At 48.4% G+C, this 20,498-nt stretch carries 21 protein-coding genes; 11 read left to right on the plus strand and 10 right to left on the minus strand.

Annotation, left to right across the window (positions count from 1 at the left end; translation table 11 throughout):
* Window positions 1–141 precede the first annotated feature (141 nt).
* The gene (locus tag ABEQ74_RS07395) at window positions 142–1,098 is read left to right on the plus strand and encodes a GNAT family N-acetyltransferase (RefSeq protein ID WP_430121022.1); all 957 of its coding nucleotides are present in this window, start codon (window positions 142–144) and stop codon (window positions 1,096–1,098) included.
* A gap of 130 nt (window positions 1,099–1,228) precedes the next feature.
* Here the strand turns inward: ABEQ74_RS07395 and ABEQ74_RS07400 are convergent, their stop codons facing one another.
* Window positions 1,229–1,561, minus strand: a complete 333-nt coding sequence (locus ABEQ74_RS07400; protein ID WP_430121024.1) for a hypothetical protein — start codon at window positions 1,559–1,561, stop codon at window positions 1,229–1,231.
* Window positions 1,562–2,024: 463 nt separating this feature from the next.
* On the opposite strand from ABEQ74_RS07400, the gene ABEQ74_RS07405 reads away from it, so the two are divergent.
* Window positions 2,025–2,639 carry a hypothetical protein gene (locus ABEQ74_RS07405; RefSeq protein WP_430121026.1) on the plus strand — a complete coding sequence of 205 codons (615 nt, stop codon included), beginning with the start codon at window positions 2,025–2,027 and terminating at the stop codon, window positions 2,637–2,639.
* Window positions 2,618–2,884: a hypothetical protein gene (locus tag ABEQ74_RS07410; RefSeq protein WP_430121028.1), complete on the plus strand. Its 267-nt coding sequence runs from the start codon at window positions 2,618–2,620 to the stop codon at window positions 2,882–2,884. The genes ABEQ74_RS07405 and ABEQ74_RS07410 overlap by 22 nt, the downstream gene beginning before the upstream one ends.
* A gap of 98 nt (window positions 2,885–2,982) precedes the next feature.
* On the opposite strand, the gene ABEQ74_RS07415 is transcribed toward ABEQ74_RS07410, so the two are convergent.
* A complete protein-coding gene (locus ABEQ74_RS07415; RefSeq protein WP_430121030.1) occupies window positions 2,983–3,747 on the minus strand; it encodes a DeoR/GlpR family DNA-binding transcription regulator in 765 nt (254 codons plus the stop codon).
* Window positions 3,748–4,000: 253 nt separating this feature from the next.
* On the opposite strand from ABEQ74_RS07415, the gene ABEQ74_RS07420 reads away from it, so the two are divergent.
* The 5 genes from ABEQ74_RS07420 (at window position 4,001) to phnX (ending at window position 9,585) form a co-directional block, all read left to right on the plus strand.
* Window positions 4,001–4,753: an ABC transporter ATP-binding protein gene (locus tag ABEQ74_RS07420; RefSeq protein WP_430121032.1), complete on the plus strand. Its 753-nt coding sequence runs from the start codon at window positions 4,001–4,003 to the stop codon at window positions 4,751–4,753.
* Window positions 4,746–6,362, plus strand: coding sequence for an ABC transporter permease subunit (locus ABEQ74_RS07425; protein ID WP_430121034.1), 1,617 nt, complete (start codon window positions 4,746–4,748; stop codon window positions 6,360–6,362). The genes ABEQ74_RS07420 and ABEQ74_RS07425 overlap by 8 nt, the downstream gene beginning before the upstream one ends.
* A 285-nt stretch (window positions 6,363–6,647) precedes the next feature.
* Complete coding sequence (locus tag ABEQ74_RS07430) at window positions 6,648–7,643, plus strand: extracellular solute-binding protein (protein WP_430121036.1); 996 nt, start codon at window positions 6,648–6,650, stop codon at window positions 7,641–7,643.
* Window positions 7,644–7,666: 23 nt separating this feature from the next.
* Window positions 7,667–8,761: a 2-aminoethylphosphonate--pyruvate transaminase gene (gene phnW / locus ABEQ74_RS07435; protein ID WP_430121038.1), complete on the plus strand. Its 1,095-nt coding sequence runs from the start codon at window positions 7,667–7,669 to the stop codon at window positions 8,759–8,761.
* Entirely contained in the window at window positions 8,758–9,585 is an 828-nt protein-coding gene (gene phnX, locus ABEQ74_RS07440) for a phosphonoacetaldehyde hydrolase (protein WP_430121040.1), read from the plus strand. Before phnW ends, phnX begins: the two co-directional genes overlap by 4 nt.
* A 171-nt stretch (window positions 9,586–9,756) precedes the next feature.
* Here the strand turns inward: phnX and ABEQ74_RS07445 are convergent, their stop codons facing one another.
* From ABEQ74_RS07445 to ABEQ74_RS07460, 4 genes are all read right to left on the minus strand, one after another.
* Window positions 9,757–10,422 (minus strand): DUF2306 domain-containing protein, encoded by a 666-nt coding sequence (locus ABEQ74_RS07445; RefSeq protein WP_430121042.1) that lies wholly within the window; start codon window positions 10,420–10,422, stop codon window positions 9,757–9,759.
* A 262-nt stretch (window positions 10,423–10,684) separates the two neighbouring features.
* Window positions 10,685–11,638 carry an alpha/beta hydrolase gene (locus tag ABEQ74_RS07450; protein WP_430121044.1) on the minus strand — a complete coding sequence of 318 codons (954 nt, stop codon included), beginning with the start codon at window positions 11,636–11,638 and terminating at the stop codon, window positions 10,685–10,687.
* Window positions 11,639–11,797: 159 nt separating this feature from the next.
* On the minus strand, window positions 11,798–13,552 hold the full coding sequence (locus ABEQ74_RS07455) for a M28 family peptidase (RefSeq protein WP_430121046.1): 1,755 nt from the start codon (window positions 13,550–13,552) through the stop codon (window positions 11,798–11,800).
* 160 nt (window positions 13,553–13,712) lie between these two features.
* Window positions 13,713–14,474, minus strand: a complete 762-nt coding sequence (locus ABEQ74_RS07460; RefSeq protein WP_430121048.1) for a kanamycin nucleotidyltransferase C-terminal domain-containing protein — start codon at window positions 14,472–14,474, stop codon at window positions 13,713–13,715.
* A 77-nt stretch (window positions 14,475–14,551) separates the two neighbouring features.
* Between ABEQ74_RS07460 and ABEQ74_RS07465 the strand changes: the two genes are divergently transcribed.
* A complete protein-coding gene (locus tag ABEQ74_RS07465; RefSeq protein ID WP_430121050.1) occupies window positions 14,552–14,965 on the plus strand; it encodes a hypothetical protein in 414 nt (137 codons plus the stop codon).
* 96 nt (window positions 14,966–15,061) lie between these two features.
* A complete protein-coding gene (locus ABEQ74_RS07470) occupies window positions 15,062–15,775 on the plus strand; it encodes an SAM-dependent methyltransferase (protein ID WP_430121052.1) in 714 nt (237 codons plus the stop codon).
* A 133-nt stretch (window positions 15,776–15,908) separates the two neighbouring features.
* Here ABEQ74_RS07470 and ABEQ74_RS07475 read toward each other — a convergent pair whose 3' ends face one another.
* Window positions 15,909–16,487 (minus strand): TIGR00730 family Rossman fold protein, encoded by a 579-nt coding sequence (locus tag ABEQ74_RS07475; protein ID WP_430121054.1) that lies wholly within the window; start codon window positions 16,485–16,487, stop codon window positions 15,909–15,911.
* A gap of 220 nt (window positions 16,488–16,707) precedes the next feature.
* On the opposite strand from ABEQ74_RS07475, the gene ABEQ74_RS07480 reads away from it, so the two are divergent.
* Window positions 16,708–17,025, plus strand: coding sequence for a MazG nucleotide pyrophosphohydrolase domain-containing protein (locus ABEQ74_RS07480; RefSeq protein ID WP_430121056.1), 318 nt, complete (start codon window positions 16,708–16,710; stop codon window positions 17,023–17,025).
* A 232-nt stretch (window positions 17,026–17,257) separates the two neighbouring features.
* On the opposite strand, the gene ABEQ74_RS07485 is transcribed toward ABEQ74_RS07480, so the two are convergent.
* The 3 genes from ABEQ74_RS07485 to ABEQ74_RS07495 form a co-directional block, all read right to left on the minus strand.
* The gene (locus tag ABEQ74_RS07485) at window positions 17,258–18,235 is read right to left on the minus strand and encodes an electron transfer flavoprotein subunit alpha/FixB family protein (RefSeq protein WP_430121058.1); all 978 of its coding nucleotides are present in this window, start codon (window positions 18,233–18,235) and stop codon (window positions 17,258–17,260) included.
* 578 nt (window positions 18,236–18,813) lie between these two features.
* Window positions 18,814–19,581, minus strand: coding sequence for an electron transfer flavoprotein subunit beta/FixA family protein (locus ABEQ74_RS07490; RefSeq protein ID WP_430121060.1), 768 nt, complete (start codon window positions 19,579–19,581; stop codon window positions 18,814–18,816).
* Window positions 19,582–19,621: 40 nt separating this feature from the next.
* Window positions 19,622–20,212, minus strand: a complete 591-nt coding sequence (locus ABEQ74_RS07495; RefSeq protein WP_430121062.1) for a TetR/AcrR family transcriptional regulator — start codon at window positions 20,210–20,212, stop codon at window positions 19,622–19,624.
* Window positions 20,213–20,498 lie beyond the last annotated feature (286 nt).

Consider the following 20,498-nt stretch of genomic DNA (forward strand, 5'->3'; position numbering starts at 1 on the left):
TCACGGTTTATGTTATTACGTAATTATTATATTACGTAATAACATAAATGTATACCTTTCTTAAGAAATTCATATATGAAAAGCGGTTAGTTTGTTTATAGTTGTTTTTACTCTAGGTTTATCATGTCAGGACGTCCTACAATGAGCGTAAAGGCTGGTGATATTCAATTGAGCAATAGAATTATACGGAATTTTAAGCAGGACGATATGCCTCTGCTCGGGGAGCTGTATCAGGCGGTATCCGCCGAGCATGCGCTGTTCTGGTGGGTAGGCGACCAAGAGAATTGGGATAACGTGTTCTGTGCCTTCGAAGACGGAAAAATGGTGGCCAAAGGACAGGTGGGGGTTATTAATATAGTCCCGCCCGGATGCGAGCCTGGCTGTAAGCATCATATATACGTGAACCTCAAGGCTTTGCCGGAACGGGAGCGGGATTATGATCTGTTAGATGAACTGTACAAGGCTCTCTATGAACGGGCGGTTGTCTTAATGAAGACCCTGCCGGAAACGTACGGAACGTATTTGTGTGTGGGCAATTATGCCCACGAGATTGGCAATAATGATTTTTTTACAGAGAAAGCGGGATTTCGGCATCTCGAGAATCTATATTCTATGAAGCGGTCGCTTGAGGAGCCCATTCCTGACTTCCCGTTAGAAGATCGATATCGGCATCGATTGTGGAAGATGGAGCACGCGGAAGAGGAAGCAGCGTATTTGAAGCTCGAGGCTGAAATCTGGCCGGAAACGCCGCTGGGTCTTGAGCGATTACGGGAATATAAAGCGAATCCCAACTGGATTACGATGAATGTCCTGGAAGGGGACACGGTGATCGGGAGTACCATGGCCTGGCTGGAAGAGGGGGACAAGGGCGCAATTGAAGATGTGTTCGTGAGAGAAGCATGGAGACAACGGGGAATTGCAAAATACCTGCTCTACCGTGCCATGTCTTATCTCCAGGATCACGGAGCTGCTTCGGTAAGGCTTCAAGTAAAGGCAGCTAATGAAACGGCCTTGTCACTCTATCAGTCGGTTGGCTTTGCCAAAGACCAGGAGGAACATCGTTTCTATCTGCCCCTGGGTAGGGGAGCCATTAATTGATCAATAGCATCCAGATATACAAGCTGATAGCCATCCGGAGCATGCACCCTTCGATTATGGAGCAGTACGCACGATATATAGAAACAAAAATACCACGCCCAACAGGACGTGGTTTATTTGTGATAGGTATTCACTTTTTTTCGTAAAAGTGTCCATTGAATTCAATTAGTTTGGTTTCAGGACCCACTTTATCATCCTCATCAGGTAAAATAACGATTTGTTCATCAGGATATTCGTTTGGATGTTCAACATAATCAAAGGTCCCATACTCTGTTCTAATGTCTACCCCTGGCTGACCTTTAAGATTTTCCTTTATCTTTTCAAAATCTGCGTCCGTTATCACCTCGTTTTGAGTATTAGATTTTTTATCATCAGCAAAAATAATACCGTTGATAACGGCAACTGTAAGACCTATACCTATGACTAACACAACAAGACTTGTTGTGATATATTGTTTTCTCACGAAATCACCTTCTTTTATTGTATGTTAGTTACATTATTTATATTGTTTCATATATAAAACACCTTAAATAAGGAGAAGTTTGATAAAAAAACAAATTAGTAATCAAATTCATTTTATATATAAAATGTTGATTTTTGTAAACAAGATGAAGAAGAATCTATGCCAGGTGCGTATATCGTTATATAGCGAGGAAACAAAAGATGGGTCATCGAGCTGCGGCTTGGTGAGGCTCATGCAAGATCAGGTGTAAAAGCAGCGAAAATCGACTACCCGCATGGTGTCTATATAGTTAGAAAAAACATCCTATTTCTGCTTACATTATATTGACTTCGATTCTGATATCCAAATATAGTAAGGAATAATTGATTCATTCATCATTCTATAGAATAGTGCAAGTAAAGGCCGAACTTCGACATAAAGGTTATGACATGAGAATTCGTATGATCTTGATGGGGGAGATTCTATGAGTAACAAGCTTGGGGAAAAGATTGCAGAAGGTGCCTGTGCAGAAGTATTCGAATGGGAAGACGGTTCCGGTTCCAAGGTCCTGAAATGGGCTAAGGACAACACGAATGGTGATGCTATGAGGCGCGAATATGAGATCAACTGTATCGTGTGGGATGGCGGACTTCCGGTTGCGCAACCTTTGGAACTGGTGGAGCTCGATGGTCGGATCGGCATTGTGTTTGAACGTGTCTATGGGGAAACTGTGATGGTGAGGCTCATTCGAAATGGTTTGTCGTTGGCCCAGTCCGAAGGAATGTCCGGGGAAGGAGAAGAAATTCGGATGATAGCCAGAGAGATGGCCCGAATTCACCAGTCTTCAGGGGTCCAGCTGCCAACCCTTCAAAAGGACATGTTGGTCTATTCTATCAACAACCCATCTTTTTTAACAGCTGAAGAGAAAGACGCGGTCATTGCCATATTAAATGATCTTCCTGCTAAACGTGTACCTTGTCACGGAGAGCCGATCCCTACAATCTGCTGGTCCAAACCGATGGAAGTGTGGTTGTCATCGATTGGATGTGTGCTTCGATGGGGAACCCGGAGGCAGACTTGGCCGAATTCATCCTTATGATGCGATATGCTATTTTGCCATCGGGCATACCGGATACCATCTGTAAACAATTTGATAGGCTGCGAGAACACATGATCGAGGCGTTTATGGATGAATATGAGCAGCACGGGGGTCTTACTTATGAAGATGTTCAACCATGGATTCTCCCCGTGGCTGCCAGGAAGCTAAATGCAGACGGAATTATAGAAGAAGAAAAAATGTTACTGGTGCAAGAGATCCGTAAAGGCCTGGCCATATTAGCATAACTCGAATTATTTTTGCCTAAATCAAAACGGACATTCCCTCATCGCTCTAGATTCGATGATGAGGAGATGTCCGTTTTTTTCTATGAGTAGTCTATAGGCTATTCATCCGCAATCACGAGGCTTGTGCTCGTTTTTTTGAATGCTGGGATGAAGCTTGTATGGACGTTCTTATCCGTTACGATGGTATCGATTTTGTCGAGCGGAGCGATGGAAATCGTGACGTCCTTGCCAAATTTGGTGCTGTCCGCCATGACGATGACCTGTTTGGACAGCTCGATCATTTTTTTGCGCGTAATGGCTTCTTCCAGGTTATAGTCGGAAATGCCTTTTTCGATGGTAATGCCGCTGCAGCAGATAAACGCCTTCAGTACATTCAGTTCATGAAAGTTGAAAATGTATTCATACGCGACAACGGATTGCTCTTCCCGCCGAATTTTTCCGCCGATCATGATCAGTTCCACATCACTGTCCATCAGCTCGATTGCTACTGGCAGGGAGTTCGTTACGACGGTCAGCTTCTTCTTATGCTTCACGTATTTGGCGATCTGGTACGTGGTTGAGCCGCTGTCAATATAGATGCAATCGCCGTCATGGACGAGCTCGCTGCATCTGCGGGCGATCCGCTCCTTCGACTCCAACTGGCTGACCATGCGTTCATCCATGGAAGATTCGCCGAATCGGGACTCCACAATTTTAACGCCGCCATAGATTTTTTCGACCCGTCCTTGCTTGGTCAGGGTATTCAGATCCCGGCGCAGCGTATCCACCGAAATGTTTAGCTCTTCTGTAAGTTCCGCGATCTTCAGTACTTTACGAATCGTCAACAGCTCAAGTATTTTCTTTTGCCTCTCCAGTGGAAACATTCGCTCACCCATTCAATCCGCAGTAGTAGTTGGTGCCTGCATTTCATGTCTAGTTTACCGATTCGCCCCCTCAAGATCAATAGATTTACCTATATTGTTCGTAAGTTATGTATTAGGCATGGATGAACATAGTCAACAGTTAGTATTGAATTATGAATGATATATGCATAATTTACTTAACTTTTACAGTCTTCCTGATTTTTATTTACATATGGCTTCTATACTGAGGATGTGTTTAAGGGAGGTGAGCCGTTTGCTGAAACTGGAGCATATTCGCAAACAATTCGACGATAAAGTGGTTTTGGATGACATCAATGTAGAAATCGGCGCTGGCGAGATTGTATCTCTGCTGGGGCCAAGCGGCAGCGGAAAGACCACATTACTGAATATTATCTTGGGACTCACCCGGATGGATCAGGGAAGGATCATATTCCAGGGTCAAGATCTGAGCAATATGCCGATGAAGAAACGGGGATTCAATATCGTTTTTCAGGATTATGCCTTATTCCCCAATCTGAATGCCTACGACAATATTGTATACGGTCTGCGTAACAAGAAGGGGAGCGTAAGTCAGCAGGAGGTGCAGGAATATATCGATTTCCTGGAGCTTCAGCCGCACTTGAACAAGCGGATCGGTGAACTGTCAGGAGGGCAGAAACAGCGGGTAGCCCTGGCCAGAACGCTGGTCACGAAACCGAGAATTCTGCTGCTCGATGAGCCGCTCAGCGCGCTGGACGGGGTAATCAAAGAATCGATCAAGCAGCGGATTCAGTCGATCGCCAGGGAGTTCAAGCTGACCACGATCATTGTGACGCATGACCCGGAGGAGGCACTGACGCTCTCGGACAAAATCCTCATTATCGATCAGGGGCAGATTGCCCAATTCGGCACACCTCAGGAGATCGTCCATCATCCGAGCAACGATTTTGTGAAGCAGTTCATTATCCAGCAGCTGCACATCAAAAGGCAGAACATCTACAATCTGCTCGGTGAGCAGTATGTGTAACGTGAAGCCGGAAATGCGGATCATCTATACCGTCATCCTGTTATTGTTCGCCGTGTTTCTGTTCCTGCCGCTGCTTGTATTGCTGGTCCGCTCCTTTGGTTCCGATCAAGGATTTACGTTTGAGCATTATGTCTCTATGGGGTCGAATCGGGAATTCCTGACGGCGATCGGTAACAGTGTGAAGATTTCGGGAGTAACAGCAGCGATCACAACTGTTCTGGGGTTCATCCTGGCGTATTCCATTCATTGCACCAAAATATACCGGCCTGTCAAAGGCCTGCTTAGAACCGTCATCATGGTCCCGATGCTGCTCCCAACGATTACATATGGGTTTGCCATCATGTACTCGTTCGGCAACCAGGGCTTGATTACCCGGCTTACCGGGCGCAATTGGTTTGAGATCTACGGATGGAACGGTCTGCTGATAGGCTATATCATCTACACCCTGCCCCCAGTATTCTTGCTGATCCATAATGCGTTCAAGTATATCGATAAAAAATTCATCATTGTCTCCAAGTTAATGGGTGACAGAACGATGAGAAGTTTCCTGAATACGATTATGCGCCCCCTCGCGGGAGCGCTTGGCGGAGCCTTCGTCCTGTCCTTTATTTTGAGTTTTACGGATTTTGGGATTCCGGCTTCGGTTGGCGGTACCTATCCGGTTGTGGCAACGCAGCTGTATCAGGTGATGCTGGGCTCCATTCCGGACTTCGACCAAGGTGCTGCCATTGCGGTGATCATGCTGCTCCCGGCCGTGTTCGGCATCTGGCTGCTGAACTATTTGGAAAAATGGAACTTCCACTATGACAAGCTGTCGGATATCGAGCTGCCGCGGCAGCGAGTTCGGGATATCGCCTTCGGTATACTATCATCGGTTATTGTGTTTGGCATGCTATCCGTATTTGTTGTGATGTTCATTGCGCCATGGCTGAGCAGTTACCCGTATGACATGACCTTTACATTCAAACATGTACGGGACGTGTTCCAATCAAGTGATTTGACAGGGGTATACCGCAACTCCCTCTGGGTCGCCTTCTTGACGGCGGTGCTCGGTACCTTGGTGGCGTATGGATCAGCACTTTTGAATGTGCGTACGTCCTTAAAAGCCCGCTCTGCGGTAGACATGGTGTCTATGATCACTAATACGGTGCCTGGCATGGTGCTGGGAATATCCTATCTGCTCTTCTTTAATGGGAGCAGCCTGAAGGGCACCTTCATCATAATCGTCCTGTGTAATATCGTTCACTTTTTTACAACGCCATATCTGATGGCCAAAAACTCCCTGTCCAAGATGAATCCCTCTTGGGAAACAACGGGGGAGCTACTCGGTGACAGCTGGTTCAAGACCGTACATCGGGTGATCATGCCGAACTCGGCATCTACCGTCATTGAGATGTTCAGCTACTATTTCATCAACGCCATGGTCACGATCAGCGGCATCATTTTTCTCGTATCCGCCCAGACGTCGCTCGTCGCCAGCAAGATCAAAGAGCTGCAGCATTTCGCCAAGTTTAACGAGATCTTCGTGCTGTCGATGCTGATCTTCTTCACGAATCTGATTATCAAGCTGGTATGTGACGCATGGCAGAGGAGAACGATGCAGCGGTGAGTGGCCATTGCGTCCAAGTCCGCTGCGATGCCGGATCGTATTTCCGATCGCTGTTGTCTGCAGATTTCTCGGATTAAGTTGACTTCAAAGTAGAAATCGGCCGACAAAGGCGAACGCATACGCTTCTCCAATACGATTCCGTCCTCTCCGCTGGGTATTAGCACAGATGGAACAGAAAGCGCTGTGTCGGAATCATCATCTGCCATTCTGACAATTGGATAAACTGGCTAACTCATCTTTTCACCTCATTTTCAAATATAAAAAATATAAGGAGTGGAGTTAATCATGATGAAGACGCTTAAAGGAATGCTGCTGTCATTAATCGCAATCAGTATGGTGTTTGCCCTGGCGGGCTGCAGCAGTGGAAGTTCGGGGGAAGCGAAGAAAGTAGTCATCTATACCAACGGAGATGAAGAGGCTGTCGCTGCCATGGAAACCTCATTGAAAAATGCCGGGTATGAAGGAAAGTATCTGGTGCAGTCCCTGGGCACGTCTGAACTCGGCGGCAAGCTGATGGCGGAGGGGGACAAAATCGAGGCCGATCTCATCACGATGAGCTCCTATTTTATCGAAAGCTCGCAGAATAAGCATGCGATGTTTAAGGATTTGGATTTTGATACAGGCGCCGTTGATGCCTATCCGGCATATTACACGCCAATTCTGGCGAATACCGGCTCCATTTTCGTGAACACAGAAGTACTGAAGGACAAAGGATTGCCGATGCCAACCTCCATCATCGACCTGACCAAACCGGAATTCAGCGGGCTCGTATCGATTCCGAATATTATGGATTCCTCCACTGGCTGGCTGCTGGTTCAGGCGATCATCAGTCAATTCGGCCAGGAAACCGGACGCCAGGTGCTTCAAGATCTGATTGCCAATGTTGGGCCGCATCTGGAGAGCTCCGGCTCCGGTCCAATCAAGAAGGTGAAGGCGGGTGAAGTGGCGGCCGGATTCGGACTTCGGCATCAGGCGGTAGCAGCCAAAGCTGACGGTGCACCGATTGATTATGTGGATCCAATCGAAGGAAACTTCTCGCTGACGGAGTCGGTTGCGGTAGTGGACAAGAAGAATGCAACAACAGACACAGCCATGAGAATGGCCGAGATCATCGTGAAGGATGCCAGAAAAGACCTGATCATGAACTATCCGGTGGCTCTGTACAAAGGGGAGAGCGTCGATGAAGTCAATAAACCTGCATACTCGATGACCTTCGAGAAGCCGCTGACCGTAGAGCTGCTGGAAGAGCATCAGCAATTCTTCAATGGATCCAAACAATAAGCCAACTTAGGAGTGATACGATCATGAATATCTACAAGCTGTTGACACCGGGACCTTTGACGACAACCAAGGCGGTAAAAGAAGAAATGCTCGTGGACCGCTGCACCTGGGACAATGAATATAAAATGATTACGCAAAAAATCAGATCACAGCTCCTGGCACTGGCCGGGGCTGATCCAGCACAATATACTGCCGTACTAATGCAGGGAAGCGGCACGTTTGCTGTCGAAGCCGTCATGACGTCCACCATTTCAAATGACGATAAGGTGCTGATCGTAACGAATGGCGCTTACGGCGAGCGGATCGTGAAGATGGCGGAGTATATCGGACTGAACTACACGGAATACAAGTTGAATTACGATGAGCATCCAGGCGAGGAGGAGCTGCGGGCCAGACTTCAACAGGATTCGCGGATTACGCATATCGCGATGGTTCACTGTGAGACGACGACCGGCATTCTGAACCCATTGGAATTGATCTCAAGTCTGTCCAGAGAATATGGAAAAACCCTCATCATCGATGCAATGAGCAGCTTTGGCGGCATGGAAATTGATGTTCAAGGTCTCGGGATCGATTACCTGATCAGCAGTGCGAATAAATGTATTCAAGGTGTTCCGGGATTCGGCTTTGTCATCGCCAAGCTCGAGAAGCTTGCGGCCTGCGAAGGAATTGCGCGCAGCTTGGCGCTCGACCTGTACGATCAATGGAAGGGGATGGACCAGGACGGCAAATGGCGTTACACCTCGCCGACCCATGTCGTGGCGGCTTTCTCCAGAGCGCTGGATGAGCTGTATGAAGAAGGCGGCGTCCCTGCCCGGTTCAGCAGATACCAGAAAAACAACCGTCTGCTGCGGGAGAGATTGGCACAGATCGGTATCCAGGCTTATATTACCGATGACAAGCAATCCCCGATCATCACCACGTTCCTATTCCCGAGCGAAGGGTTTAGCTTTGAGCACTTTTACGCTTATATTAAAGAAAGAGGCTATGTGATATACCCGGGCAAGCTGACCGACGTGGACACCTTCCGCATCGGGAATATCGGGGAGATTTACGAACAGGATATCGAGCAATTATGTCATATCATCGAAGAATATATGGGGGTGACGGCACAATGAACCGAATCGAAGGCGTCATTTTGGACTGGGCCGGAACGGCTGTAGATTATGGTTGCTTTGCGCCTGTGAACGTGTTTGTTGATATTTTCAAGAACGCTGGCATTGAAGTGACGATGGAGGAAGCGAGAGCGCCGATGGGCATGCTGAAGATCGATCATATTCGTGCCATGCTGTCCATGCCGAGAGTGTCCGCACTATGGGAAGCGAAGTATGGCAGAGCTTTTGATGAACAGGATGTAGAGCGGTTGTATGCGGAATTTGAGCCAGCCTTGATGACTTCGTTATCCGAGTATACGGACCCGATTCCGGGTGTCATCGAGACAGTTGCGGCCTTGAAGGCTCAGGGACTGAAGATTGGCTCCACAACGGGTTATACGAGCAGCATGATGGAAGTTGTGGTTGCGAATGCACGGCAAAAAGGCTACAGCCCCGACATCTATTTTACGCCGGATAACACCCACTCTAAGGGAAGACCTTATCCATATATGATCTATCGGAATATGGAGGCCCTCCAATTGTCCGCTTCATGGAAAGTTGTGAAGGTAGGAGATACCGTCTCCGACGTCAAGGAGGGCGTGAATGCAGGTGTATGGTCGGTTGGCGTAGTGATTGGCAGCTCGGAAATGGGGCTGAGCATGGATGAGTTCCAAGACATGTCGGAATCAGAGCGCGAAGCCGCCATTACAAAAGTTGAACAGACATTCATCTGGCATGGGGCCGATTTTACTATTCGGACCATGCGGGAGCTGCCGCAGTTAATTGAGCGCATTAACGGCATGCTGACTGAGGGGAAGAGACCGGGAATACGAGGCTACGAAGTATAAGTAGGAGAGTTGAAGGAAGAAGCCGCATGCTGTTATGCGGCTTCTTCACTGTATAGGCAGCTCAGCTCGCGGATCATGTTCAGAACGTCCACCGCTACTGGCTTATAGTACGTGACTGCTCCATGATTGATCGTCGTATGTATACATCAAATTTCGTGACCTAGTCCGGTATCATGGATTTGTTGCCCGAGGCTGCATCGTGATTGTCGGAGGAGTACGATACACGGTCCGTATCACTAACTCGCCCAGCAGGAAGAGTACGCCAATTGAGCAGTACACGCCGAGGGCGTAACTCGTTTTGTAATCGAAGCCGAATCCGTTATCGAAAATAGCCTCAAAGAAATGAATGAATAGATTGGTGAAGCAGAAGGCATAGCTCCGAACCATCCATTGGCGATGTTTATGTATCTGCTTTTTTTTGATTTGAATAATCGCAAGAAGAGTTAAGCCAGGCCAGATGATATTAAGCAGATTAAACGGGATGCTCGTTAGCTTGCCGCCAGTAGCATAAGGAGCCATATAGCCGGAGGTCAACACCACAACCAAAACCGAAGCAGCATAGATGTAGCCATTCGTCCGGTGAAAGGTTGGATATCGACGCAGCATTTTATTTGAGAAGTTGGAGGCACCGCTAACCATGGCTGCACAGGCAAAAATAACATGCACATACATGGCGTTCAGCCAGGCAGTAACCGCTACTTCGCGCTTTAGCCCCTCCTTCCGGCTTAGGAATTGCTCTGCCTGAGGATCATAAATGAAGTTAGCATATAAGACATACAGGACGATACCAACGATAGCGATGAGCATGGAGATATATAGATTTCTGGATGCATTCATGATAAAACCGCCTTACTCGATAATGGGTAAAATGAATAATGTGCAGATTTTCAAAATGTAATTGTATGTATGGTCGCATAAAAGAGCCGTATCGCAGATCTCTTATACTCTACTATAGCGAGCATAGTAAATCTGATAGTGGTCTTCCTCCAGCAGATGCTTGAGTTAATCTAAGGAAAGAGCAGCCCATTAGGACTGCTCTTTCTATTTCCTCTAATTGGTCGTGTTGTTCACCAATGAACGTATTGCTCGTTTCATTCTCTTACTGTACATACGTGCCGATAAACTCCGTCACTTCGCGGTCGTACCCTTCGGGATCAAACTGGCGCGCCATGCCATGGCCTGCACCGGGAACGATGAACAGCTTCTTATGCTCCGGACCGTTGTCGTACAGTTCATACACCATTTCGGCAGGTACGAACAAGTCACCGCTTCCGTGAATGAACAGCATCGGTGTTGTGGATTTCTTCACCTGCTCCAGCGCGGAGGCTTCGCCAAAGGAGTATCCGGCGCGGATCTTGGTCAACAGGCTCGTGGATTGAAGCAACGGGAAGGACGGAAGTTTATACATGCGCTTCAGCTGATACCTCAGCTCATCCGTGACCGAGGTATACCCGCAGTCCTCGATAATGGCCTTGACCTGCGTAGGAAGCGCCTCGCCACTGGTCATCATGACGGTTGCGGCACCCATGGACACGCCATGAAGAACGATTTGAGCGTCTTCTTCCTTCTCCGTATGTTGGATGACAAGGTCGATCCATTTTACATAATCCTTACGTTCCGGCCAGCCGAAGCCGATGTAATCACCTTCGCTCTTTCCATGACCGCGCGCATCAGGGATAAGGACGTTATAACCCATGTTCTCATGGTACATTTGGGCGAAGGCGCTCATCTGCTCCGAATGGCCAGAATATCCATGCGCGATAATGGCCGTTTTATCCGTAGCCGTTTCAGCAGGTAAATAGTAAGCATGCAGCTTCAAACCGTCGTCTGAAGCCAGACTCCATTCCTCGAAGCTCTGCCTGGCCCACCAATCCTTGCTGTCCGCAAAGGGATTGTCGATGTTCGCATTGGCTTCCAGGTCCGGGTTCCCGTTCAGAAAGTCCTTGTCGGCACGGGCAATAGCGACGTTATAGAAATAGAAGCTGGCTGCGACAATAATGACAGCTAGCACTCCGATGATTGTTGCAGACATGATCATAATCCTTTTTTTCATGGTTGTTCTATTTCCTCTCTGTTGATTCAGCAAGTCATAAATGAATGTAATGAGGGAGGAATAGCCGTTTTGTTACCGGTTCTTTCCACCTATCATATCGTATGGAACCTGATTAATCTATATCTCGTATCACACGCCCCGATCCGGTTTCATAGACTGCTATCTTCTCTCGTAAACCGGACGATCCGGTCCTGGTTCAGCCTGACTCCATCCGATGCCGAGCAGCACGATGATGGCTAAGAAGGCAGCCGGAAGTACCCATTTCCAGGAATGCGCCAGTATTCGAACAGCCGGGGACATCAAGGCAAGGATCAACGCGACGAGTACAACGCTGAACAGATGTATCCCAGGTTGCAGCAAAATAAATAAAATATGGAACACAGAAGCGAACATGAGTACAGGAACCAGCGCTGTACCCAGCACGACAACCGGATGATTTAAAGATTCCAGTGGATCCCGGGTGAATATCGCCCATGTTAAAACTATGAAATGGGCCAGCAGCGGAATCGCAAACAGATAGCTTGCGCCCGGCAGGAACCAGGTTGAGCCAATGAGCAGCAGCAGGAACAAGAAAGCCCCGCTCAGCAGCATCTCCAATTCATTAACTTTTCGAAGAATCCAGCGGATAGACGCTACGTGAATGATAAGCGTGATGAGTATGAAGCTGACACTATACAGGAACGAGTCATAGGTTGCGCCTGCGCCTGAGTACTGTGTCATTTTTCCTGCCCATAACTTGTAAATCAGTATCCATAAACCATAGCTCACTGCCGTAGAGAGTACTGCGCTCAGGAGCGGAACCAGCACACCGATCAGGCTTCCCTTAAGGGTAAATCTCGAAATACGGGTGTACAATACCGCAAACGCCAGCCAGATTAAAGCAAACAAGATGGTAATCGGCAAGGCCCACTGCGCAGGGTAATGAACCAGCAGGCCAAACATATTGAAGTAAATTCGGTCGCTTGTGGAAGACAAGCCATCCAGGTCGAGATTGCCGAAATGCTTGGCAACGGCGAGCGCATTCTCGCCCTGGTGCTGCATGGTCTCCAAAGAAACATTCTCCACATTGTCCATAGGCGTATGATAGGCTACCCATCCATCACCATAGGCAAAGTTCAGTCCTGGGAGACCATGCTCAATCGCAACTGTTAAATCGGTATCATTCGGCAGCTGCTTGTAGAGGTCTACCAGCAGCGAGTTGCTCACCGGGTTAGGTACGGCACGGGCAAATTCTTCGATGATTCGATCATTACCCTCGCTGGTCTGGAACATAAAGGACGAACCTTTCGATCCCCGAGCTTCAAAGTTCGCAATCATACCTATGTCTTGATGCTTGGGGTCACGGAAGAATACTTCAGCCCCTAGCAGCCCTCTTTCCTCCCCGTCTGTGAGCAGAATCCAGATGTCATTTTGCGGCGGCGGGCCGGCTTGAATGGCTCTCGCTGTCTCGAGCAGTGAAGCTACGCTTACGGAAGCATCGTTTGCTCCAGGGGCCATCGGGACCGTGTCATAGTGGGACATGAGCAGGAGCGGCTTGCCTGGCTTCGTTCCCTTGATGACACCCAAAATATTCGTAAGCTGGATATCGGCGTCGACGTACTTGGTTTTCAGTCGGTCATTAAACTCTTGAACATCCGGATTCAAGCCGAGCTGTTCCATCTGCTCTACTAGGTAAGCCCTGACTTCGGCATTGGCAGGCGTACCCATCGGATGAGGCTGCTGTGCGATCTGTTCTACATGGGCCATCGCACGCTCAGCCGAGAATTCAGTTGCGGGTGCATCGATGCCTCTGGGTTCTGGCGGTTTCTCGAACCACAGCAAGATGGATATGAAGAGGATGACGCTGAGGATGATGGTGAGCGGCAGCCAATAGGGAGGTCTGTGGTCCGGCGGTCTGCTTAATTGAATTTGCATGGTACATATTCACTTCCTTATATGATCATTCAGGGTCTCTCGCGGTATGATCTTTCATCGTATGTAATAATTAGCCCCTTACCAGCGTAGTTCCAAAATATGACATGCGTCAATATAAGATTGAGATCGATGGGTATCCACCCTAACAAAAGAGCCTCCATCAGAATGGAAGCTCTTTTAATTTATATTCGATATTCATTTGTTCATACCATGCGTTTAGTCCGGTCCAGAGCTGTTCGCACAGCTCGTAGACATGATCGGTTTCGGAAAGCTGTCCGCGCATGACCAACTGCGTTAGCTCATCATAACCGGAGGGCCGGGATGGGAGGGACAGGGATTCCTCCAACGTTCGGGCTCTTGTATGGTAGAAGGTTCGGTTGGCAAGTCCAATCAGCTTGGCTGTCTGCCAGGTCAGGTCCTTGGCGCCAAGCGGTAGATAGCTATGGTTCTCGGACTGGAAGTTGTTTCGGATTTTGCCCATTGTTTCGTAGGGCTCCCAAATCATGAATTCCCGCATCGTTTCTTTAATAGCCTCATCTGAAATCTCTAGGGGCAATTTCCGAATCTCAGCCAGCAGATTCCCCGGATCGTAGATTTCCTGCAGATGTACATAGGCGCCGGCTTTAATAGCCCAAGAGTCATCCACAGACGCGGCTGCCTTGAGGATGTCTCGTTTTTGTTTCATGCCGATCTCGATTTTGAAAGGGGGATATATGAATTCATGCCCTGGCAGGGAGACTCCGTCCTGCGTAACAACCCGAAGCTCAATATCCGAGTAGGGGCCATCAATTCCTTGGGCAATCGAACCGTACAGACCAATGGCAAGAATGTCATCACCGTGCAATTGAAGCAGCCGGTCTTTGATGTGATGAATGATGTTCATTTTCTCTTCCCTGGTCGTAGCCGCAGGATAAGACAGCATATGAAAATCTCCTCCGAAGAAAGTTAGTTAGCTATATTATAGTATAAATAGAACATGTGTAATGGGGTGACGGGATTTTGAAGATTTTGAAGTTCAAGAGTCTTTTAACCGGGCTCGTCTTGGCGATGGTGATTGGATGTTCCGGTTTGAACAAGATAGAAATACCTGAGGAACTGCTCGCTGAAGGGCAAGATGAATTACGAATTCATTATTTCTATGAAGATGCGAATGCCGCAGATGGACCGAATGAGAAGACTCATGTTGTATGGTGGAGTGAAGAGGTCCATATGTCCGATGCTGATAGAAAGGCTTTACAGGCTACCATATTACATAATGTAAGGGACGATGAGACCGACAGGCAGAAGGCTGATGCCTTAGGACTTACGAGATTTCCGATGGTTGTATTGATGAATGATAAAGAAATCGTCTTGAAAACAGATGATCTGAATGAGGTAATTAATCTTCTTAAAAAGTACAACCAGGAATCATAATATTCTTATCTCTAACTCCATATTATGGTAATATATACTTGCGGAGTGTGCAGGAGCTGCCGCATCCGCACCAAATCATAGCTGAGGTGAGTAGAGATGAGTAGAGTTGAGCAGAGTCAAGGCAAGACCAAGCAGGAATTGGATCGGGTGGTGTTCATCGGACGCACGTTCGAAGAATACACGCATATGTTTGATTTGCAATTACCAGAGCTAGCCGGCAAAAGGATATTGGATTGCCCTTCCGGTGCGTGTTCGTTTACCGCTCATGGACGGAAGCTGGGGCTTGATGTTACGGCCAGCGATATTGCCTATGATCACAGGCTGGATGACCTGGAGGCCAAGGGACAACAGGATATCGAGCATGCGATGGAAACGATGGAGCGGGCGAAGAGCAATTATGTGTGGGATTATTATGGAGATGTGCCGGGACTGTGCGAGTTTCGCCAGCAAGCACTCCGTGACTGCGTTCGGGATATGAGAGAATTTCCGGATCGATATGTCGCTGCGGTCCTCCCGGAGCTGCCTTTTGACGATGAGCAGTTTCACCTGGTGTTGTCGGCTCATTTTCTGTTTATGTACAGTGACCGATTGGATTATGACTTTCATATTCAAACGGTTCGGGAACTGCTGCGAGTTGCCTCGGAGGAGGTGCGCATATTCCCATTGACTGATTTAACAGGGAGCCGTTATGCCCACCTGGATCGCTTGATCCACGAGCTGGAGGCAGAAGGCTTACGGGTGACGGAAGTCAACGTGCCATATGAGTTTATGAAGAACGGCAATTCGCTGTTAAAGATCAGCAAAATATAGAACTTACAAGTTATGAAGAGAGCCGGCATTTTAGCTGGCTCTCTTTCTTTTTCTCAGAGGAGTGATGCAATCTACTGGTTTAGGTTGCTCTGGCTGGACGGTTGCCAGCATTTATCGACCGCTGCGATTCTCTCTAATCCAGGTCCTTCCACTTCATCTCCAGTGTCGGAGGCGTGTAGCTGTCCATGAGCTCAAGCAGCTTAAGCGGGTCCTCTGATATGTTGATCAGGTTCAAGTGGGATGAATTAGAGAAGCCCTCGGTAATGCTGTGCTGAATCAGCTTCATGAACGGTTCATAATAATCCTGGATACTCAGCAGCCCGATTGGCTTCTGATGAATACCGATTTGGGACCAGCACAATACCTCGAATAACTCCTCATAGGTTCCAAAACCGCCCGGCAGAGCAATAAACCCGTCAGCCAGCTTGCCCATCGTGGCTTTGCGTTCGTGCATATCGACTACTTCAATAAGCTGGGTCAGCTCGGTATGTACGATCTCTCCTTTGAACAGCCCTTTGGGCATCACGCCGATCACCTCGCCGCCATGCTGCAGGACGGCATTCGCTACTTCACCCATCAATCCGATATTGGAGCCGCCGTACACGAGCTTGTATTGATTGTGGGCAATATGCCTGCCAAGCTCAGCCGCCTTTGCCTTATAGTCTGGATGCTCACCCAGGTTCGACCCTGCAAATACACATATAGATTTCAAAAATACACACTCCTTAACCAGATGTTGATATTTTATTTGAGTAATTATACTATATATAGTGATTTATGTCATGGCATCGTTGGGCTATCTTTCATTCCAACGTTTTCATAGCATCTACTTATTCTATGGCATGAATGTTCTTTTTATCATGGATTTGATCTCGAATTGTGTAAAAAAGGGTTTTGGCCCCATACCAAGGAATCACGGAGGTAGTACGGTAATGGACATGAATGAAGCACAGCAATGGATCAAACAGTTTTACGGTGAAAGGGGCTGGACCGAATATGGTCCCTTTATCCGAATGGGGTTTTTAATGGAGGAGACAGGGGAGACGGCCCGTGCCGTCCGAGCTTATGAGATTGGCAGGGATCGCCCTGATGAAGAGGTTCAGTCCAGGGAACGGCTGAAGCAGGATCTCGTGGAAGAGATCGGCGACGTGCTCGGCAATATTTCGCTGCTGGCGGATCTGTACGATATCTCATTGGAAGAAGCCTTTGTGGCCCATCAACAGAAGCTGTTGAAACGATTTGAATCTTAAAGGTGGTAGACGAGTGCCTGTGTCGCATCCAGTAGTTGTGGCTGTCCATATATCGTGCGCACGATGCGTGGTTCGGGGCATGCTTGGATGGCTGGTCGGCCAGAGGAATGATCCATAAGTCGAAAGGGTGTGCAGGTACAAAATTTACGAAGTAAAAGGCTGCTCCAGGTCCCTCGGACCTCTGGAACAGCCTTTTTATCTGAGTTTGTTATCGTAGGATCGTTAATAAGTGCTAGGATACCAACACCTTGCGGAATTCCTGTGTCAGCAGCGGGACGATGTCAAACAGATCACCAACGATGCCGTAATCGGCGACTTTAAAGATCGGTGCCTCCGGATCCTTGTTGATGGCGATAATGACCCGGGATTGGCTCATGCCGGCCAGATGCTGAATGGCGCCGCTAATGCCGCAGGCAATATAGATCTCTGGCGTGACCACTTTACCGGTCTGTCCGATCTGGAGCGCGTAATCGCAGTAGCCGGCATCACAGGCACCGCGCGATGCACCCACAGCGCCGCCGAGCAGGTCCGCAAGCTCCTCCAGCGGCTGGAAGCCTTCCGCGCTCTTCACACCGCGTCCGCCGGAGACCACGATTTTGGCTTCCGAAAGGTCGATTTTTCCCGTGGTTTTGCGGACAACGTCCTTTACCACGGAACGAAGAGAAGGAGCCGGGTAAGCAATATCCTCTATACTGACGTTCACGCCTTCAATGGTTTCCGCAGCGGGAATATTGTTCGGTCGCACCGTGACCACCCAAGGACCACTCTGAAAGGTGCGCTTCTCGAAAGCTTTACCTGCGTAAAGCGGACGGGTGAACACTGCCTCTCCGTCTTCAGTTTCAATCGCAGTCACATCGGAAATCTGTCCCGCATTCAGGGAAGCCGCGACGAGCGGGGCTAAATCGCGGCCAATGGCGGTATGCCCGAAGATGACGGCATCCGGCTGCGCCCGGTCGATAACGGCACCAATGGCTGCCATATAAGCCTCAGGATTATAGTTCTCCAGATCATCATGCTCGATAGTATAAATCGTATCAACTCCATAGTCGTTCAAAGCTGATACAGCTTCCGTAATATTCGACCCCGCAACCAGAACGCGGATGCTGTCGCCGTCACCTGCAATCAAACGAGCTGCGCCGAGCGTCTCGAGAGCGATCTGACGCAGCTTTCCATCCCGGTTCTCGGCATACACTAAGATCGTTTTGCTCATATCATAACCTCCTAAGATCCATTTGAGATTTGATGGGTAAAGAGTTTGACGATATAGACCAGTACGAAACTTGTAAGAACTGTGTGCGATCCATGTGAACCATGCAAAACATGAACCTACGCGAAACATGCGACTATGCAACCATACAACCATACAACTCATGTGTTTAATTCGAACAATATGAACAAGTGAACCATGTGAAATATATGACCTATGCAACCCATATGACAGCATAAGACACACGCGGACCATGTGAACCATGCGAACCCAATAACGATTTAAACCTTTGCTTTCCGATGGGCGACCATGTGTGAACCGTTGTGGCAACCTTCCAAGCGATAGGCGGTTGCCTCTTCTAAAATGACTTATGCCTAGTTACTAAAGCGATCCTGTGAATAGCGTGCATGAGGGACATCCCCTGAACCATACAATCGTAATAGATAAGGATAGGGCAAAGTGCTATCACTATGTTTCCTTCATGTAACCGTATACAATAATGGCAATCGAACAGATCCCTTATTAAAACCTCATTTCATTAGATCCACTTTCGAGCAGATCCTCATTAAGGTTCAATTTCATTAGATCACTTTCGATTGGGTGCGCAGCAAGTTGACCAGCTCATGCGCGACTTCTGCAGGTTCGCCCTTCAGGATGCGACCAGCAGCTCGAGCCGGGGGCAAGGACAGCTCGAGTTGCTTCGTTGCCGGCTGAATGTCGGCTTCGGATAATCCGAGATCGTCCAGGGATAGGGTCTGGAATGGCTTCTTCTTAGCCTTCATGATGCCTGGCAGCGACGGATAGCGGGGTTCGTTCAATCCCTGCTGAGCTGTAAAGATAGCTGGCAGTTGAACCTCTAGTACTTCAAGATCGCCTTCGGCATCGCGATGCACTTCTGCTGTGGTTCCATTCAGCGTGAGCTTGGTAATGGAACCGGCATGTGAAATGCCGAGAAGACTTGCCAGGCGAACCGCTACTTGGCCTGAACCGCGATCCACGGAGAAGTTGCCGCCGAGGATCAAGTCCGGATTTTCCTTGGACAAATACGCATGCAGCACCTTCGATACCGCAAATTCATCATCAGAAATCCGCTCGTCGGAGATCAGTACGGCATCATCTGCACCCATGGCGAGCGCAGTCCGCAAGGCTTCCGCGGTACGATCCGGACCGACCGACAGGAGCGTCACGCTGCCATCGTGTTCATCTCGAAGCTTCACGGCTTCCTCCACGGCATATTCGTCGTACGGATTGATCACAAATTTCACTCCATCTTCAGCAATCGATCCGTTCTCAATCGTAATTTTTTCCTCTGTGTCAAAGGTCTGTTTAAGCAATACAACAATCTTCATCGATTAAACGCTCCCTTCAAATATGAATATCAGCGAAAGCTTAGTTTCCGCCGGAAACACCATTCAGGAAAAAGCTTAGCGTATCGTCTGTCTGATCGGACAGCGAGTATTTGCGTCCGGATATAAGCCAGGAGGTGACCGCTTCGTCCATAGCGCCAAAGATGAGGCTGCGCACCAGCTTGACGTTCAGATCGGAACGGAATTTCTGTTCCTGGATGCCCTGTTCCAGAATATTCTCGATCAGCACAATATATGGCTTCAAAGCATTGCCGATTTCCTTGCGCAGCTCCAAATCGCTCTGTCGCAGTTCAATCTGCGTGACATATGCAAGCTCAGGATTGCTCTCCAGCTCCGAGAAGTGGATGCTGCACACGGTCCGCAGCGCTTCCACCGCGTCCGTGGTGCCCTTGACGCTTTCGTGGAATTTGCCGACGAGCTCGCCCAGCTTCTCCTGGAACAAACGAATCAGGATATCCTCCTTTCTCTTGAAATACAAATAGATGGTGCCATCGGCTACGCCTGCGGCCTTGGCGATCTTGGACACCTGCGACCGGTGATAGCCGTTCTCGGCGAACACTTTTAGGGCGCCCTGGAGAATGAGATGGTATTTATCATTTTTTTTACTTGTCATATGATCACCCCGGTGTTAGAATACAGTTAAAATTATGAATGAATACTCATTCAGTTTTGTTGTATCCATCATAAAATACGTTCAAGTCATTGTCAACGCTAAGGTTGAAGAGGCGTGGATTGTATGAAGCAGACATAAGTATAGCAGCAGAATAAGACGTTCGTATCAGAGCAATCGACCGCAGTTAACCGGAAGTAACGATATCGCAAGGCTTAGCAGGCAAGTACATTATGTTGTACGTTGTACAGATCGAAATGCAGCCAGGAACGATGAAGTATCGGTTTAT

It is taken from the genome of Paenibacillus solani (assembly GCF_050475945.1).
Taxonomy (GTDB): domain Bacteria; phylum Bacillota; class Bacilli; order Paenibacillales; family Paenibacillaceae; genus Paenibacillus_AQ; species Paenibacillus_AQ solani_A.

Coding starts and splice junctions, on each gene's coding strand:
- ABEQ74_RS07480 (WP_430121056.1), top strand. CDS start 16,708: ATGGACATGAATGAAGCACAGCAATGGATCAAACAGTTTTACGGTGAA.
- phnW (WP_430121038.1), top strand. CDS start 7,667: ATGAATATCTACAAGCTGTTGACACCGGGACCTTTGACGACAACCAAG.
- ABEQ74_RS07425 (WP_430121034.1), top strand. CDS start 4,746: ATGTGTAACGTGAAGCCGGAAATGCGGATCATCTATACCGTCATCCTG.
- phnX (WP_430121040.1), top strand. CDS start 8,758: ATGAACCGAATCGAAGGCGTCATTTTGGACTGGGCCGGAACGGCTGTA.
- ABEQ74_RS07415 (WP_430121030.1), bottom strand. CDS start 3,747: ATGTTTCCACTGGAGAGGCAAAAGAAAATACTTGAGCTGTTGACGATT.
- ABEQ74_RS07495 (WP_430121062.1), bottom strand. CDS start 20,212: ATGACAAGTAAAAAAAATGATAAATACCATCTCATTCTCCAGGGCGCC.
- ABEQ74_RS07460 (WP_430121048.1), bottom strand. CDS start 14,474: ATGCTGTCTTATCCTGCGGCTACGACCAGGGAAGAGAAAATGAACATC.
- ABEQ74_RS07395 (WP_430121022.1), top strand. CDS start 142: ATGAGCGTAAAGGCTGGTGATATTCAATTGAGCAATAGAATTATACGG.
- ABEQ74_RS07490 (WP_430121060.1), bottom strand. CDS start 19,581: ATGAAGATTGTTGTATTGCTTAAACAGACCTTTGACACAGAGGAAAAA.
- ABEQ74_RS07485 (WP_430121058.1), bottom strand. CDS start 18,235: ATGAGCAAAACGATCTTAGTGTATGCCGAGAACCGGGATGGAAAGCTG.
- ABEQ74_RS07445 (WP_430121042.1), bottom strand. CDS start 10,422: ATGAATGCATCCAGAAATCTATATATCTCCATGCTCATCGCTATCGTT.
- ABEQ74_RS07455 (WP_430121046.1), bottom strand. CDS start 13,552: ATGCAAATTCAATTAAGCAGACCGCCGGACCACAGACCTCCCTATTGG.
- ABEQ74_RS07450 (WP_430121044.1), bottom strand. CDS start 11,638: ATGAAAAAAAGGATTATGATCATGTCTGCAACAATCATCGGAGTGCTA.
- ABEQ74_RS07405 (WP_430121026.1), top strand. CDS start 2,025: ATGAGTAACAAGCTTGGGGAAAAGATTGCAGAAGGTGCCTGTGCAGAA.
- ABEQ74_RS07430 (WP_430121036.1), top strand. CDS start 6,648: ATGATGAAGACGCTTAAAGGAATGCTGCTGTCATTAATCGCAATCAGT.
- ABEQ74_RS07470 (WP_430121052.1), top strand. CDS start 15,062: ATGAGTAGAGTTGAGCAGAGTCAAGGCAAGACCAAGCAGGAATTGGAT.